The sequence below is a fragment of the Virgibacillus proomii genome (assembly GCF_018916875.1).
In the GTDB taxonomy this organism is placed as follows: Bacteria; Bacillota; Bacilli; order Bacillales; family Amphibacillaceae; genus Virgibacillus; species Virgibacillus proomii_B.
Map to the genome: position 1 here is coordinate 1 of NZ_JAHLNO010000018.1, position 17163 is coordinate 17163.

13 protein-coding genes and 2 pseudogenes are annotated in these 17163 nt (G+C 36.3%); 7 read left to right on the forward strand and 8 right to left on the reverse strand.

The window, feature by feature from the left end:
* Together KQI21_RS06730 and KQI21_RS16720 are read left to right on the forward strand one after the other, a co-directional pair.
* A pseudogene (locus KQI21_RS06730) lies at nt 1–141 on the forward strand (IS5/IS1182 family transposase); the annotation flags it as partial.
* A gap of 283 nt (nt 142–424) precedes the next feature.
* Nucleotides 425–630 (forward strand): annotated as a pseudogene (locus tag KQI21_RS16720) (GNAT family N-acetyltransferase); the annotation flags it as partial.
* Between the two features lie 597 nt (nt 631–1227).
* On the opposite strand, the gene KQI21_RS06735 reads toward KQI21_RS16720, so the two are convergent.
* The 6 genes from KQI21_RS06735 to KQI21_RS06760 form a co-directional block, all read right to left on the reverse strand.
* Nucleotides 1228–2211, reverse strand: coding sequence for an LCP family protein (locus tag KQI21_RS06735; RefSeq protein WP_216483414.1), 984 nt, complete (start codon nt 2209–2211; stop codon nt 1228–1230).
* Nucleotides 2212–2592: 381 nt separating this feature from the next.
* Nucleotides 2593–4413, reverse strand: a complete 1821-nt coding sequence (locus KQI21_RS06740; RefSeq protein WP_216483416.1) for an acyltransferase family protein — start codon at nt 4411–4413, stop codon at nt 2593–2595.
* Between the two features lie 1434 nt (nt 4414–5847).
* Nucleotides 5848–6990, reverse strand: a complete 1143-nt coding sequence (locus KQI21_RS06745; protein ID WP_216483418.1) for a WD40 repeat domain-containing protein — start codon at nt 6988–6990, stop codon at nt 5848–5850.
* Entirely contained in the window at nt 6980–8446 is a 1467-nt protein-coding gene (locus tag KQI21_RS06750; protein WP_216483420.1) for a sensor histidine kinase, read from the reverse strand. The genes KQI21_RS06745 and KQI21_RS06750 overlap by 11 nt, the downstream gene beginning before the upstream one ends.
* A 2-nt stretch (nt 8447–8448) precedes the next feature.
* Nucleotides 8449–9150: a response regulator gene (locus tag KQI21_RS06755; RefSeq protein ID WP_216483422.1), complete on the reverse strand. Its 702-nt coding sequence runs from the start codon at nt 9148–9150 to the stop codon at nt 8449–8451.
* A 473-nt stretch (nt 9151–9623) separates the two neighbouring features.
* Nucleotides 9624–10220: a hypothetical protein gene (locus KQI21_RS06760; RefSeq protein WP_216483424.1), complete on the reverse strand. Its 597-nt coding sequence runs from the start codon at nt 10218–10220 to the stop codon at nt 9624–9626.
* A gap of 385 nt (nt 10221–10605) precedes the next feature.
* Between KQI21_RS06760 and KQI21_RS06765 the strand changes: the two genes are divergently transcribed.
* From KQI21_RS06765 to KQI21_RS16080, 4 genes are all read left to right on the forward strand, one after another.
* On the forward strand, nt 10606–12441 hold the full coding sequence (locus tag KQI21_RS06765) for a beta-glucoside-specific PTS transporter subunit IIABC (RefSeq protein WP_216483428.1): 1836 nt from the start codon (nt 10606–10608) through the stop codon (nt 12439–12441).
* A gap of 145 nt (nt 12442–12586) precedes the next feature.
* On the forward strand, nt 12587–13375 hold the full coding sequence (locus KQI21_RS06770; protein ID WP_216483431.1) for a PHP domain-containing protein: 789 nt from the start codon (nt 12587–12589) through the stop codon (nt 13373–13375).
* Between the two features lie 221 nt (nt 13376–13596).
* The gene (locus KQI21_RS16075; RefSeq protein WP_253291344.1) at nt 13597–13845 is read left to right on the forward strand and encodes a hypothetical protein; all 249 of its coding nucleotides are present in this window, start codon (nt 13597–13599) and stop codon (nt 13843–13845) included.
* A gap of 487 nt (nt 13846–14332) precedes the next feature.
* Entirely contained in the window at nt 14333–14572 is a 240-nt protein-coding gene (locus KQI21_RS16080) for a transposase (RefSeq protein WP_253291345.1), read from the forward strand.
* Nucleotides 14573–14970: 398 nt separating this feature from the next.
* On the opposite strand, the gene KQI21_RS06780 is transcribed toward KQI21_RS16080, so the two are convergent.
* Together KQI21_RS06780 and KQI21_RS16085 are read right to left on the reverse strand one after the other, a co-directional pair.
* A complete protein-coding gene (locus tag KQI21_RS06780) occupies nt 14971–15819 on the reverse strand; it encodes a polysaccharide deacetylase family protein (RefSeq protein ID WP_216483433.1) in 849 nt (282 codons plus the stop codon).
* 538 nt (nt 15820–16357) lie between these two features.
* Nucleotides 16358–16588 carry an HD domain-containing protein gene (locus KQI21_RS16085; RefSeq protein ID WP_253291346.1) on the reverse strand — a complete coding sequence of 77 codons (231 nt, stop codon included), beginning with the start codon at nt 16586–16588 and terminating at the stop codon, nt 16358–16360.
* Nucleotides 16589–16664: 76 nt separating this feature from the next.
* Between KQI21_RS16085 and KQI21_RS06790 the strand changes: the two genes are divergently transcribed.
* Nucleotides 16665–17000 carry a L,D-transpeptidase gene (locus KQI21_RS06790; protein ID WP_216483435.1) on the forward strand — a complete coding sequence of 112 codons (336 nt, stop codon included), beginning with the start codon at nt 16665–16667 and terminating at the stop codon, nt 16998–17000.
* Nucleotides 17001–17163: the final 163 nt, after the last annotated feature.

Here is a 17163-nt window from a genome sequence, read left to right on the forward strand (position 1 = left end):
TTCTTTCAGCTTAACAATGTTCGTTATCGTACTGGAGAGCGTGCAAAAGTCCATTTTGACATGGTAACACTTGTGTACAATGCTTCAAAACTAGCTGCAGATCGTATAAATGCACAATTAAATCAGCAACAAGTAGCATGATTTCTGTTTTTTAAAATACAATTTTAAAATTCTGTATGTCTTTGTATTTTTAAAAAGAGCAATTATGAAATTGACTCAAGTGAAACAGTGATCAAACTTTAGGGGATTTATGGAAGAGGATGATTTTAGGTGATAAAGTTTGCGAACGGAGGATTTATTTATGCAACACTAGTATTATTATTAATGAAACGATGAAATATTTGGAGTCTCACATTTTAGTTGATGAAGGAGTCTTATGATGATTAAAAAAGCTTTATTAGAAGATGCATGAACTGCAGCTGAGCTGGCGTTGTTACTTTGGCCTAATCATACAGTAGCAGAATTTACAGAAGAGATGAAACAATTAATCGCGCTGAAAATGCAGCAGTTTTTTTCGTATACAACAACAATCAAGCGATAGGATTCGCTCAATGCCAACTTCGAATGGATTATGTAGAAGGAACAGATACGAGTCCTGTTGGCTACTTAGAAGGACTTTTTGTTAATGAAGAAAATTAATAAACAATATTTCTTACAAGATTAAGAAACGTGGACTTTGGAAAGATATAAAAAGTTAAATAAGTACGGATTGTTCGAAAGAGATTTTACGACTTTCGGATAGGTTTTTCGCTAAGTTTACAGAAATGATCAAGTGCCTCCTGACCAGCTATAACACTTCGACACGGACTTTATGGGAGATAATGCAAGACAAAAGAAAGATACCCAAGCAGTAAGATAATTGGGTATCTCCCATGATGTTAGTATAATTTCATGGACACATCTTAGTTAAATTTTCTACATTTGACTAAATTGAATAAAAAGAGATGTGTCCAAACGAGAAATAAAAGTTAAACGACATTAGAACATTTAATGACGATTTCAAAAGAATCGTTCTTTAGAATTATTGTGCAAAAATCCTATAGAAATGCTAAAAAGTGCAAAATCCATTCGTAGAAATAGTATTAATCACACTGTCTCCCTTTTTAAAATTACGGTTGAACTATGTAAAACTAACGTAGGATTTTACCCTTTTAAAACAGGCGGGCAGTCTAGTTAATGCTGCCCGTACTATTTTTTAGGGTGATGGACAATATGTCTGACTGCTTGTTACTGTTTTTTTGTTCCTGATCCTTCTTTATCATCCTTTGAGACAGAAACAGGCTTGTTAAAGATATCTTTAATATGGTTTTTTAGGGCGCCTTCGTCGGAAATAGTGAGAACAGAGGCTCCACCGATTTTGGTTCCTTCCAACAGTTCCATTGGAGGGATCTGCTCGCTCTCCACCATTTTGCTCTGATATGCAACGGAAGCAAGCTTCCACATGTCGTCTACTGATAGATTGGTATCGATGTATGGACTGACATCCTCTAGAATGGAGGGTAGCTTTATGATGGAAGTGGTGGACTGCAATTTCTCAGCCACCGCCTTAAGAAATGCCCGCTGCCGCTCGGTACGCGTAAAGTCAGATGTGGCATCATGACGGAAGCGGACATATTGCAGTGCCGTTTTGCCGTTCAGATGTTGCTCACCTTTTTTCAGGTCAATATCGTATTCGTGATTATCTGCAGTACTTGGATAATACATGTCTTTTTCTACATAAAAATCGACCCCCCCAACAGCATCCACCAATTTGATAAAGCCCTGAAAGTCAGTATATACGTAATACTGAATAGGGATACCCATCAGGTCTTCAACGGCTTTCATCGCCGTGTTGGGTCCATGGATAATCGCCGTATTGATACGTCCCTTACCTTGACTAGGAATATCCGTATACGTATCGCGGAGTATGGAGAAGAGATTGATACGTCTTTTAACAGGATCCAGTGAGACGACCATCATAGTATCAGATCTAGGAACTTCACCTTTATCATAACCACGGGAATCCACGCCCATAAGAAGAATATTAACCGGCTCGCTGCCTTCCCATTTTGGAGGATCAACGACGGTTTCCGCTTTAAAAGATGAGTCTGATGTTGTTTTATTTAGGCTCTGTAATCCATTATAAACCGATGTCAAATAATAAATCGCATAGCCGATTATAAGTACCATGATGGTTATAATCAATAACATCGTTTTTTTTCTTGGAGTCATTACTTTTCTTCCTTTCTCCTTATTCTACAGATAAGAACTATTTCTTTTTTTTACATTTTTGGATATTTGGTATATGGATTCATTTATACTATTTTCGACAGATAATCTCCATCATTTCATCAAAAAAGTTGTCTTTGAAGACACCCGGATACCCCAGTAGTTTTCGTTCTCTACTCAACGTATCGTATTGCCTTCTTTGTTAGATAAGTACCCGATTATTGTTACTCTCAGCCCTTTTATCCGCTAAATTATTATTGAAATTAGATGACAGCTTTTCCTGTGAAAAGCTGTCAGGAAAGCTTGTTCGCTAATCGGAAATAACTTATCTTTCACGGTTGATTTTTCTTATGTTCATTATATAAAAGCCATTCTTCACTTGATTTACTCTTTCAAAGCCTTAACAATAATCGAGGCATAATATTTGGCACCCTTCGGCTTCAAATGTACGCCATCATCATAAAAGTAATGATCCTTTCCTTTACTAGCTGAATACCAATCTACTACTGTCGTATTACTAAATTTTTTTGCAACCTCCGAAATATTCTCATTTACGGTATCCTGCCATTCTCTCGGAACGCGTGTATTCACTAAAATTATTTGCTTTGCTCGACTAAGAGAACCCAGCAAATTGGATAAATGTTCCGTATTGAATGGCCCGTTGGTTCCCAACTCTATAATGATCCGGTCACCCAGTTTCCCTTTTGCTTTCAGTTCGTCGATAACTTCCTGAGCATGTCTCATCTGGCGGCTGACATCTGCATCTATGACTATCCCCGGGAGCATATCCTCTAGATAAGGAGCTGCACCTAGTATGACGGAATCTCCAATCACTGTAATATCTTCTCCTGATTGAGTACCCAAATCTCTGGAAGTTTGCGTTTGTTCGTTTACCGTTTCTGTTTGGTTATCTGCTGCTTCTTTCAATGATGTTTTATCTGTATCCTCTTGCGCCTTTTGTACATCCTCGATTATAGGTGTTTCGGATTTAGGTTCGGAGAGTATACCGCAAGAGATCATTAAAAACACAGGAAGTAAGGCCATCAGAAAAACTGGCCAAATGAAACGCCGGTGGGCAGTACGCTGTCTTCTTTGTAGGTGCTTTGCTCTATATTTACCCCGCCTGAATGGTTCCTCTACATATTTGTAAGATAAATCTGCAAGTATAAAGCTAATAACCAACTGCAGCAAGATACGTAGAACACTAGGTCCCTCCGTATTCACGGCTGGGCTCGATAATATAATGACTGGGAAATGCCAAATATATAAGCTGTAAGATCGTGTCCCTAACCAGCGTAATGGTTTACATCCCATGACTTTTCCTAACCGGCTAGCCGGATGTGCTAATACGGCGATTACTACCGCACTGATAAAAGATAAAAGGAAAAAACCGCCACGGTAGAGTGAATCATCAAACTCTCCGGTACGATAGATCATCGTGATTAATACGAATAGTCCTAGCGCACCCACTATGTCCAAAATACCACGACCTCTAATGGAAACCTTGTCAATCATCTTCCAGCTTGGCCATATCACAGCTAAACCAGCCCCCACCAAGAGGGCAAAAGCGCGCGTGTCAGTACCATAATAAACCCTACTTGGATCGGTTCCTGGTACGTAGATTAGGGCCATGGCCAGAGCCGATAGGGCAGCACAGGCAAGGATCCAACGCATAAATTTAATACGGTAGGGTACTTTCTTTAAACTAATCAGAAGAACTAACGGCCATATTAAATAAAATTGCATTTCGATAGAAAGGGACCAGAGATGACCAAGCGGGGAAGCAGGTCCGAAACTCTCAAAGTAAGAAACCTTATGATATATTAGCCACCAGTTATTCACATAAAATAACGAGGATATAAAGTCCCCCTTTAACGCGGGCAATCTAGATGGATCTACACATATGAACCACAATGCTACGAAAAAAAGCATAAATGCCATTGCGGGTAATAGTCTTCGCACTCTTCGGCTCCAGAAGTTCAGAAGATGTAGTTTTTGAGAATCCTCCCACTCCTTCATGATTTGGTCCGTAATGAGATAGCCAGATAAGACGAAAAAAATTCCAACGCCAAGGAAGCCTCCTTGGGCCCATTTTAAGTTCAGATGATAGGCGATTACAGCAAGAACGGATAATGCCCTTAGGCCATCTAAACCTGGCATATAGCGTTTACCCATTTGATTTCTAAACATTTTGTTATCATTCATAGCGCTCACTCCTTAACTTGTTTACTGTTATTGTTGTAATTTTATGTGAGAATACTAAAGTTTCTGCAGTAGTGTAAGTCGTTTGGATTTCTTTAAACATCATTTTGTTATTTTCTCATTCCATCAACGTCTTGCCTTTCCTTATACATGGGGTAGCTTCACTACCCACATTTGAACTACAGCTTCGGTAAGCTAGCCTCCTGAAGTGATGAATGTGATTTTCTTCATATAACTGCCTCTCCTGTATCAATCATGATAATTAGATTGTTCAAGTATCAGTATAAAGGGCTGATGTTGCAAAAGTTTGTTCTACTTGTAAACAAATTGTCTCCAAAAAAAGAAAAAAACGAAGCCATATATTATGATGCGATCTCTTTTCATGACAAAAACGAAGAGAGATTGTATGTCTTCCTAAGGGAAATATTTTTATAGGAAGAGTAAGTTAAAACACAGAATTCTAAATTAAATAAATTGTTGATAAAGCTTTATTAAGAGCATGGTTTGGCATAATTACTGTTAATTGAAATCACCCAGTAAGGCCATGACTCGCTAGTGGTTAGGAATCAAAAAAAGATTAAGGAAGTGAAGTACGGTTGCTTTTCTAAAATTCAGACACTGTGGGGGAGCAGAAAAACGTGAACATACAACGGATGCAGTCATTTCAGAGTTGGCTAGTCATAAACTATAAAACGCTTTTGTACGGAGAAGTGATTCATAAGTGAAATTCAAATTCAAGGAAAGTGACTTGGGGTGGCTGGCAAGTCTTTTTTAAAAGTGCTGGACTTCGTACAGATATGCTGCATAAGTCTCCACTTTTATGGCTCTTACGTTCTTTTGGTGAAAGAACTTATAATCAAAATAAATAAATGTAAATCATTCGATTTTTACGGAATTCCTCTGCTCAAAAAATGGGATAAAATGCGAAATTGTTTCTATCCAGCCACAAAAAATTGACTTTCCCCAACATTACGTAAGAGCCACTTTTATTTTGCAATAAACAATTTAATATATAAAACGGCCATTAAAACATCAATAGGAGGTAATCGAAAAGCGTGAATATCGCCTCACGGGGAGCATGGGATCCGTCTATCGGACGTAAACGTTAGTATTTTTGTGTAAAGGTGTGGTTACAACTTTAGTGAGTTAGGCTAACTAAGGAGGGATAATTGTTTGAAAAATATCAGTATGGAAAGCTAATTCAGAGATAGAAATCTAAACCAATGTAAAATCAGTCTTTCTCCGATTAGATAGAGGTAGCATTTTCTGTGAAGCAATACATTCACTTTTACCATAGACATCATTTTCAAGCCAAATGAAGCAACCCTACCTCGGTTGATTACCGAAATAAGGCTGCCTAAATACTTCATTAACAAAAGCTATTAGATGGAGTTAAGTTAGTTTTTCTTAATATAAAGCAATTTTATATGATTCATTCTATTTAAATGAGATTATATAAGCTTTCTCATCCAAGGGATTCCTGGTCCCCGGGGGACTTTGTAAAGAAGCATAAAATTTATGGCCATAAATAAGTAGATTATTATTATTTGGACTCCAGAACATTTGTGATGGTACGATGCCATGGTATATAGGTTCTTTATGTAGGACATTTTTCCCTTGAAACTTAGCCGCATAGATGGTGTCATTATCATGCTGCGAGTAAGCAATATACTTACGGTCTTGGGAGAATTCGAAGCTGCCTACTTTCTCAAGCAAGACGGAAAGTTCACCGTTTCGACGGTCGTATTCATACAACGTACCATCCACTCCAAGGTACACAAACTGATCATTGTTAAGCCAAGCGTTCTGGATTTGGCCTACTTGTTGCTCGTATTGAACTTTGATATCACTGCCGTTGATTGTTCCCATGATAATACTATTATACTTGCCAGACCGATTAAACTGAAGTGTGGTAATTAGGAAACTACGTCCGTCATCAGAAATATTTACCCCTGTAAGCGACTTTTTCGTATCAATATCCTTCAGTCCATATGTTTTGAGAGTCCCTGAATCTGTATCGTATACACCAATGCTGGATTGTCCTTTAACTGCATCTATAAATAGAAAACATAAGTATCTACTATTATTTGACCACGTAACGTCTTGTAGAAACAGATCTGGATTGGTGTTCGTTGCCACTTCTGTTTCCTTTCCATCAGGTAGTAAGAATAGTTTCAATGATGTACCTTTTGTTGAAAAAATAACTCCGGTAATTCTCTTGCCGTCAGGAGACATTACCAAATTATTCATATTGTCTAATCCACGAAGAAATTCTGGGTCTTCATAAGGAGGAGTAAGACGCTGAAAGCCCAGCGTTACCCGATTATCTGCACTTGCGTTACTAAATACACCAATTACAGAGTCAGGGGCAGACCAACCGAGTAGCTGATCAGTCAAATTATCAGGAAGACGGTATATCGTCTTTACATGGAATGGACGACTACCCTGATCATCTATAAAATTTTCATCTTTGCTTGGTATAATAATCGTTTCAGACCTCGGCTCTGACTTGCATCCGGAAATAAGGAAAGTGAGAAACAACAGTGCCCCTAACCATAACATAAGCCGTTTATTCATCATGATAATTTATCCGCCTAACGTAATTAATTTCCACAATAACGATCGTATGATAATTTTCGCTAATGATCCTAATGGTTCCTCCGTGTTCGTCAACAATTGACTTTGCAATACTTAGTCCTAAACCAACACTTCCTTCTTCCGTATCGTTTTTTTGATTCGCCGAATAAAAGGGCTGAAACAGGCCTTCATGCTGATTAAGGGGAATAGGATTACTTGGATTCTTAAATATAAAGCGAACCTTCCCGGTAACGAGCCTGGCCTCGACTGATATCTCTGAATGCGATAAGCTATATTTAATTGCATTGTCTAGAAGATTGATAAAGAGCTGGCGCAGCCTATCCGATTGTCCGTACACAAGCAAATTTTCTTCTGTCTTACAGATGATAAATTTATTATAACGCTTTGCCCGAAACGACATTGATTCGCAAACGTCTTCTAGAATTTTACCTGTGTCTACACTTTCAAATGTATGATCCCTAGAAGTTCCACGAGATAACTCAAGTAGCTTTACCACCATACTGTGCAGACGTTGACTCTCTTCTATAATGTGATTCATTCCTTTATCGAAAAACTTCTTGTCGGTTTCCCCTTTTTCCCTAATTATTTCGGCATAACCTAAAATGGAAGTCAGCGGTGTCTTGAGCTCATGTGTGATATTGTCGAAAAAACGTTTTTCCTGTTCGTTGAGGTGCTTAAGTCTATCCCGATCTCTCTCGATAGTTGAAATTTGGCTGCTAATCTGATTAATCATATCGTTAAAATTAACTGCCAGCCGACCGATCTCATCCTTGCGGATAAAATGTATACGTACATCCAAATTGCCGTTTTTAACCTCAGTTGAAGCCTGTGTTAGTTTAACGAGTGGAATCGTGATATGCCTAGAGAGAATATAGGAGAATAGGAACGCCACCGCAAATATTGCAAGGGTGATGTAGAAGATGATATCCAAAATACGCCCGCTTTGTTCATATAGCAGAGTAAAATCTTTTGAAAAACGTAAAATTCCTACCTTAGTTCCTTCCATTACAACCGGATAAGAGAAAAGAACCGTAGCTTTTTTCTGGTCATAGGTGATGTTATATGCAGTCTTGCCCTTAATCGCCTGTTTAAGATCATCATTGATTGTTCCGGTGAATAACTTATGGTTGGACGAATACAGCAAATCGCCTTCCACCGAATAAACACTAACATTACTTCCAGTGGAGTGATTTAAATCACTCACTATTTCCTCACCCATTTGGTTAAAATAAAGTTTGTCATTCGTAAAACGGTTAATTAGAAATGCTTGGCGTACATACACACTGCTGTTGTTTTTGAGATCGACTAAATCTGAAGTAACAATCTTTAGATTACTTGTTCTGATGACTTCCTTCACCGTCTGATTGAGCACAAGGAAAGAGAGGAAGAAGATTAGTAAAAAACCGAGGATAAATTTGGCCCTGATGGTTCGTAGCATTCTTATTCCACCTGTTTCTCGAATTTATATCCTATGCCGAACACTGTTGTGATCATATCGCCGGCATCTAGTTTTTTGCGGAGTCTTTGAATATGAGTGTCTACGGTGCGTGTATCCCCGGCAAAACCGTATCCCCAGACGATGTCAAGCAGCTCAGAACGTGTAAATATTTTGGCCTGGTGGCCAAATAAAGTCATGAGCAGATCAAATTCCTTGGGAGTCAGGTCGACAATTATCCCATCTTTCATTACCAGTCTTTCCTGAGGAACAATCTTGATATTTTTAAAACGGATCTCATCCTCTCCTGCCGATTCCCTGTCGCTCAGATTATTGGCTTGATCCAGCCGCCGGAGAATTGTTCGAGTCCTAGCAACAACTTCACGTAAATCAAACGGTTTCGTGATATAATCATCCGCGCCGAATTCTAGCCCCAGCACTTTATCGGTGATGTCAGATTTTGCGGTGATCATAATAATAGGAATATTGTAGTTTGCGTTTACTTTTTTGCAAATATCTAGTCCACTATAATCCGGAAGCATCCAGTCAAGTAGAAGAAGATCAGGTTTAAAATGCTCCAGCTCACTCATTCCTACTGCCCCACTTGTCGTCGTAAGCGTTTCAAAGCCTTCCATTTTAAGCCCGTATGAAAGTAAATCGGCAATTGCTTCATCATCTTCAATAATAAGTATTTTTATTCTATTCATGAATATCTCACATTCCTTAATCTTTATCATGTAAGGAGTAAAGTTAAACGCCTTCCAAATAATCTTTTAAATTATAACACACCCAGAACAAAACAGAAATTGTTTCTGAATTCCAATATCTGTTATATATTATTAATATACTAATACTCGACAAACCTTACTTTCCTTTATTGAGTGTTTAACAAAAATAATTTATGTAAAATCTCATTGAATGAAAAGATAGCTTAAAACGATCTTTTCAGATTTTACTTAAATAAAGGAACTTTTTTTTGATATAGTGTTGGGACTAGGTATGGTTAGAGTTTTGACGAATTCATCACTAAGGAAAAGGTATAATACAAGAAAAATTGGATGGATACTCCAATTTTCACTCGTACTGGTTTACATTTATGTTTGACTTGACTATTTTACATAGAAATCAGGATTTTAGGGTTAAGAGAACGTTTGTTTTGTGCTTTAATAATTGAGAACCCCTATAAAGACGTGGACAAAGATATTTTTCCACCTCTTATTTTGGAAATATCATTAAGCATCTTCATTACTTTTTCATTTTCAAATAAATTAGTCAGTTTACTATTTACAATTTGCTTATTTATACTTGGTGAACTTCCATTAAAATCAATTTCTATCTTATCTAAATCATTGGCCCTTTTTTTCCATACTGCTTTTTTATCCTCGTATTCTATTAAATAGTCTAAAAGGGTCTTAGAAGTAGAAGACCTTTTCATTCTTTCTTTTTCTTCTTCACTTAATGGTGATTCAAACCTTTGTCCGTTAACAACTATCCATCTCTTTTCTCCATCAACCCCCATTTCACTCCAGTGACATTCAGGATTATTTGTAGTGTAGTTTGCTATTTGTTGAAAAGTAGAATAATCAACATAGAGTGTTGTATGGGCCGCAGTTCCTTTATCCAACGATCCCGACATCGCAACGGCTGTATTAGATATTTCTACAATATCTCTTTTAGGATTCTTGTATGAGTTTGTTGTACTTGTCTCCTTATTTACACTATTAGCAGAACTTAATGCGTAACTCCTCAAAGCATTCTTAGCATTTAGAATGTTCATTTTTACCTCCATAACTTTATATTTTTATATTCCTCAATATATATATCGGAGTTAAATAATAGTATTTAATATTGATTGTACAACTATTATATTAACATTTAGATAAAGAGGTCTTGAAAACTGGAAACGATTGAATTTCTTTTTTATACATTTTGTCCCACATCTAACTGGCAGTAATACCCCCACCTCAAGAGTAAGAGGAGAATCGAAGAAGTCTAGGTGGGGGATAACTGAAAGTCAAATGTCCGATTGGTTCAACTAACCATGAGTGGGGGATGAGAGAAAACCCCCATTCATGGAAGTTTCACTTTATTTGATGGATAGTAACATTAAGTTGGCTAAACCTTCATTATTTTAAAGTTTAATAAATGGAGGGTATTAAAAAATGAAATATGAAAATTTGTCAAAGCAAATCATTCGAGCAGTGGGCGGAAAAAATAATATCAGTTCTGTTGTGCATTGTGCAACGAGGTTAAGATTTACATTAAAAGATGAAAACAAAGCAAATGATGATGAAGTTAAAGCAATAAAAGATGTTCTGTCGTTAGTTAAAAGTGGGGGACAATATCAATTAGTTCTTGGTAATAATGTCGATTTAGTTTATGAAAACGTGGTTAAGATTGCAAATATTCAACCAAACCAGGAAAAAAGTGAAAAAAAAGACGAAAGGTCAATCTTTGATAAAATAATTGGTTCTATCACTGGTTCTATTGCTCCTGTCGTTCCATTACTAGCTGGATGTGGAATGGGGAAAGTTTTATTACTTGTATTAACTTTATTAGGTATCTTAACGAAAGAATCTCAGACTTATATTATATTAAATTTTATCTTTGATACAGGTTTTTATTTTATGCCTGCTTTTATTGGTTTTTCAGCAGCAAAGATTTTTGGTGCAAATCAATACCTTGGAGCATTTTTAGCATTAGTAACTGTTCATCCAGAGTGGGTGGCATTGGTTTCCGCAGGCGAACCTGTTAAATTTTTAGGTGTTGGAGTCTCCTTAGTGAAATACTCAGGAACTTTAGTGCCAGCACTTCTATCTGTTTGGATAATGTCTTATATTGAACGCTTTGTTAAAAAAATTGTTCCAGCTATGATCAAAGTATTTGCTGAACCTTTATTGATTGCTATTGTAAGTGTTCCCTTAGCTTTAATCGTGATAGGACCAATTGGCGATTTTATTTCTAACTTAGTAGCTGATGGTAGTATGTTCATTTATAACAATGGAGGTTTTATTGCAATTCCTCTTTTAGCAATGGTCTATCCATGGTTAGTTTCCATTGGTATTCACAAAGCGTTAAGTCCTGTAAGTATCTCACTTGTTGCTGAACGTGGATTCGATCCTATCATCCGCGTCGTTGCCTTATGTTCAAACATGGCTCAAGCTGCCGCATCTCTAGCGGTTTCGTTTAAAACAAAAAATAAAGAATTAAAAGCATTAGCATTTTCCTCTAGTATGACAGCATTTTTGGGCGGCATAACAGAACCTGCAATGTATGGCGTTAACCTTAAATTAAAGAAACCAATGTACGCTAGTATGATTGGTGGTGCTGCGGCCGGGTTATTTGCTGAAATTGTTAAATTAAAAGCTTTTATTTATGTTACTCCTGGATTATTAAGTCTTGCAATGTGGATTTCAGAAGATGAGAATTTCATTATTTTAGCAATTATCACATTGATAATTTCTACAGTTGTAACATTTATTGCAACGTGGGTGATTGGGTTTGAGGATCCTATTACTGATAAAGAAAATAATCATGTTAAAGCTAGTAAGTCGATAAATACTTCTGAAAATCATGTTAAACTTGTTAGTCCCTTAAAAGGAGAATTAGTAAAGTTAGAAAATGTTCAAGATGAAACATTTGCTAGTGGAATAATGGGAAAGGGTATTGCTATAAAACCAGAAGAAGGGAAAGTATATGCACCTTGCGACGGAATTGTTAGTGCGACCTTCAAGTCAGGTCATGCAATTGGGTTAACCACAAAGAATAACGTTGATATTCTAATTCATGTTGGAATTGATACCGTATCTTTAGAAGGTAAATATTTTCATTCATTTGTAGAAAAAGAGCAACACATAAAGCAAGGTGATTTACTTATTGAGTTTGATTTAGAAAAAATACAAGAAGCTGGCTTTGATACAACAACAATCTTAATTATTACAAATAGTGATGATTATCTTGATGTAATACCAGTAAATAAAGAAAAAATAAATAAATAAATCAGAGGACATATTGGCGATTATATAAATAATGATAGCACCTAATAAAACAAATTGAGAAAACTATTTATATTTAGCATTTGAATGATAATGTTGGTTGGGACATCTGATCACTGCCAATACTTAAAATGGAAGGGGTACGACAATGATTTACGCAGATTTACATGTTCATACAAATCATAGTGATGGTATATGTGAAATAGAAGATGTATTAAAAAAAGCCAAAGATCGAAATATTAAGGCAATAGCTATTACTGATCACGATACGGTGAATCACTGGTCAGAAGTAAAAACAATTGCAGATCAACTCGGTTTAGAAACTATTCGTGGTGTAGAAATGAGTTGTTATGATTTTGATGTTTATAAAAAGGTTCATATTGTTGGTTTATGGCTTGATCAAGTAGAGAATGTTGAAAGATTGTGTACAAAGACTTTAATTTCACGTGATCATTATCATAGAGAATTAATTAATGAACTGAAACAAAAAGGTTACTTTATAACATATGATGATTGTAAAAAGTATTCAAAATATAATATCGTCTTTAAAATGAATATATACCAAGCACTGAAAGAAAAGTATCCTGATGAAATGACTCCAGAGAAATATAAAGAGCTTTTTGCTTCTAAAACATCAAAAGAAACGGATATGAAAATGGGCTATATAGATGTAAAGGAAGGTATAAAAGCAATCCAAAAAGATGGTGGTATTGCTATACTCGCTCATCCATGCGTTTATGATAATTATAGTGAAATCGGAAAATATGTAAAATATGGACTACAAGGCATTGAAATTAATCATTCTAAAATGAAATCTATTGATTACGAATTAACTAACGAATACGCATACAAGTATAACTTATATAAAAGTGGTGGCAGTGATTTTCATGATCCTGAACTCATCCAATTTGGCAATAATGGCTTAACACAAAAATAATTTGAGGAATTAAAAAGTTTTGCAATGCAAACTGAAAAATGATAGTTTTATAGTAATGTATTCAATTTAACATTTAATTATAGAAATATATACCTAGTTGGTAATCAACTAAAGACTCAATGGTAGGAACTAGGTGTTGCAATTATATTAAGCAAAACATACTAACATTAGTAGCACAAACCAAGGCCATGGTTTGTGCTACTATTATTTAAAGTAGTACGATGGTAATTTACAATCATAATGGTCAATGTGAATTTGAAGGAGAAATCTTACATACGAAATCAGCATTTGATTCATTAAACAAAACACTTCAATCGTTAACAGTACAAGATAAACCAGCACCTGAAATTGTTTTCGAATCAACCGATGTTTATTCAAGGTTAGTTAGAACGTTTTTTTCAACAGGCAAGCTACGCTTATTGTCGTATGAATCCACTGGAAGCCAATTTACAAATGACAAGTATGCGTAGACAAAAGACGGATAAAAGTGATGCCCAAGAACCCGCCACTTCCGAGTTAAACGTAAAGTGACTTATCAGGAAGATGATTATTACCAACAAATGCGTGCACTTACGCGTTATTATGATGAATTAGATAGTGAAATTACTCATCTTTTTAGTTGAATGCATACCATTTTACAATTAAGCTTTCCTGAGTTAGAGAAACTACTCTCTAAACGCTTTGCACTCTTTTTAAATATTATCCAACTCTATCCACATCCAGATGAAGAACTTGCGTGTTCAAAAACAATTATTCGCAATCGTTTAAAAGTAAACACACGTAAAAAAAAACCTATCTTTTGCATGTGCTGAAGCGAAAGGAAAAGCCTTACTAGAAGCTGCGAAAGATTCGTATCGGGCGATTTCGAAAGAGGATGTACGTTGTGAACAGGTACGTGATTATGCCAAACGAATCGGGAACTTAAATAAGAAAAAAGAACAAATAATTGTAAAACAAATGGAAGAGCTATCGAAAGAACGAATTGGATATCAAGTGTTGATTTCTTTTCCTGGTATCGGTAAAGCAATAGCAGTTCGCCTCACTAGCGAAATACGTGATATTCGACGTTTCAAGAATCATAAACAATTAAATGCGTATGTCGGCATTGATGTCATGCGTTATCAATCTGGTATTACGTTTTATAAAAACAAGATTAATAAACGAGGCAATAATAAACTTCGAAAGTACCATCTTTAAAATTGAAGGTGCTTTTCTTATAATTTTCTAACGGGATGGTCAACCATATAATTAGAATATGTATGGAACAGTATCAACCCATATAGAATCGTTTTTGAAAAACACTATTAAACGAATATTATTTTGTGTGCAACCTAGTAAATGAAATAATTATAATAAAGCACCTACTAATCCAGATGACCACCAACTAGGGATATAATGGGTGCATATGAATGATTTGCTTTAATATAGGAAAAGGTCTGAACTCGGTGCAATACCGAATTCAGACCTTAGAAGTGGTATAATCAAATAACCTGTCTAACTTTATAATGTTACTTTATAAAAGGGAGCTTTTTACAAACTGCTATTTCTTCACTAATGCTTCGCTATAGGATTGTTCTACGGGAGGAAAGCGAATATTATTTTTGTCCTTCTATCTGAAAAAGTTCCGGAATGGTTACTAGTTCTATGCCATCATTTTGTAGTTTCGGAATAATAATATCCAATGCTTCTACTGTACCAGATAAGTCTTGTGTCCAATGACCGCCATCATGAAATAAAATAACGGCACCGGGATGAATATTGCTTAGGACATTTTTTTGAATTTGTTCGGCCGAAAGCTGTTGCCAGTCTGAGGAATCAACTGACCACATGATTGCAGATAAATTCATTTGTTCCAATACTTTTACTTGTTCACGGGTTAAATTGCCATATGGCGGCCGAAATAACCTTGGTCTTATATTCGCTATTTGTGATATCGTATTTTCCGTATCTGAAATTTCTTTTTTCATTCGATCAATATTTACTTCACTTAAATTTGGGTGCCAATAAGAATGATTTCCAATTGCATGCCCCTCTTCATGAATACGTTTTACAATATCAGGATAAGCTGCAGCTCTTGATCCCATCATGAAAAAAGTCGCTTTTGCGTTATGTTTTTTTAAAGTATCTAATATGAGAGGTGTGTACTTTTGACTCGGGCCGTCATCAAAGGTAATGGCCATCTTTTTTGGATTGTTTGCTCGAATTGCAATTCTATTAGGATATTCGCGCTGCAGTGTCCAAAATGATACCGGTCTTTGCTCTCTGCTTGCTAATTCTGATCCCCCTTCAAGTTCTTCTACATGTTGCTGATTTTCAGCATCATGGGTCATCAGGTTGCTGTCCTGTTTCGAAGGCTCTGTCGCGTCGTTATTGTTGCATCCAGATAAGAAAAGAAATAAGCAAGAAAAAAATAGGACCAATCGGCAGTATCTTGTTATGTTCATTTTAATTCTCCTTTTGGATCTCATTTTCTCTAGTATTTTCCGAAGTTTGCAATTTCATGTATATCTTGAGCAATTAAATCGATGAAATGTGAAAAAAATTTATCCCACATCTAATTGGCAAGTCTTGCCCCCCACCTTGGGGAGTAAGAGGACCTTCCATCCTTTGATATCTTGCGGCTACGATTTTTTTGCATAATCTGTATTTATCAAGTCTTTTAGCTTTAACAGTTTTTCATAAAAGTAATGAATGGATGTTGAATTTATTTTACGGTATACTTCTTTTGTGATTGTTGTTTTCAGCTCAATTTGAGGGCCATAGATAAGTTGTTTATTTGCACCAGCAAGGCAACTGTTCGAGCAATGCCGATGGCGTCGATTGCATCGAGACGATCGGCATTTGAACGACTTTTGCTTCCACCGATTCAACTGGAGGATCTTCACCGCCCTTAAAGGGTAGCAATAATTGTCATGATTTGTGCTTTAACAGCTGCTTCCAGCTGACAAGGTTCCAACCATTTTTCTACCCTTTACAAGCCTTTTACAAGCCTTTCTCTGCACTTTTATTCAATTTTTCATCTGCAATATCGTGAAGCAATGCTGCTATTTCACAGATAAAAAGATCTGCTCCTTCTTTAAGGGCAATAGTTTTTGCCATTTTCGCCACTCGGACGATATGCCACCAATCGTGATCGCTTGCGTCCCCATTTAATTCTTGAAAAACAAACTGTTTCGTTTTTAAGATGACATCTTCTTTTTGCGGATTAATCAATCCTTTCCTTGCTGTCGAAATTCAAGTTTCACTTCATCACATATTCTACATAAAATACGCTAGGGAGGTGGTTTGTTTGGCATACTCAATTGATGTTTCTGTCTTAAAGCATATGTTGACGCTTTTGCAAGATGGGCGTGTAGTAAAGCGATATCCAATTGGTGTTGGAAAAATGCTAACCCCGACTCCAGTTGGAACCTATACAATAGTAAATAAGGCGCCTAATCCTGGAGGACCATTTGGTGTCATGTGGATGGGACTTTCTAAACCACATTATGGAATCCACGGAACAAATCGTCCTTCATCAATTGGAAAAGACGTTTCCCGTGGATGTATACGGATGTATAACAAGGATGTTTTAGAACTCTCTAAACTTGTACCAATTGGGACACCAGTGCATATTCATCCATAAATATTATTCATGGAAGATCATTAAGTGATGATTCACGCTTTTTTTCGAGCATCATCACTTCTTCTGGAAATGTTTCAATTGTTCCGACAAATGCTGTTACTTTTTCAAAGTCATAGATATCTTGATAAGAGAGTAAAGATATATTTTTTTTTTGCCATTCCGA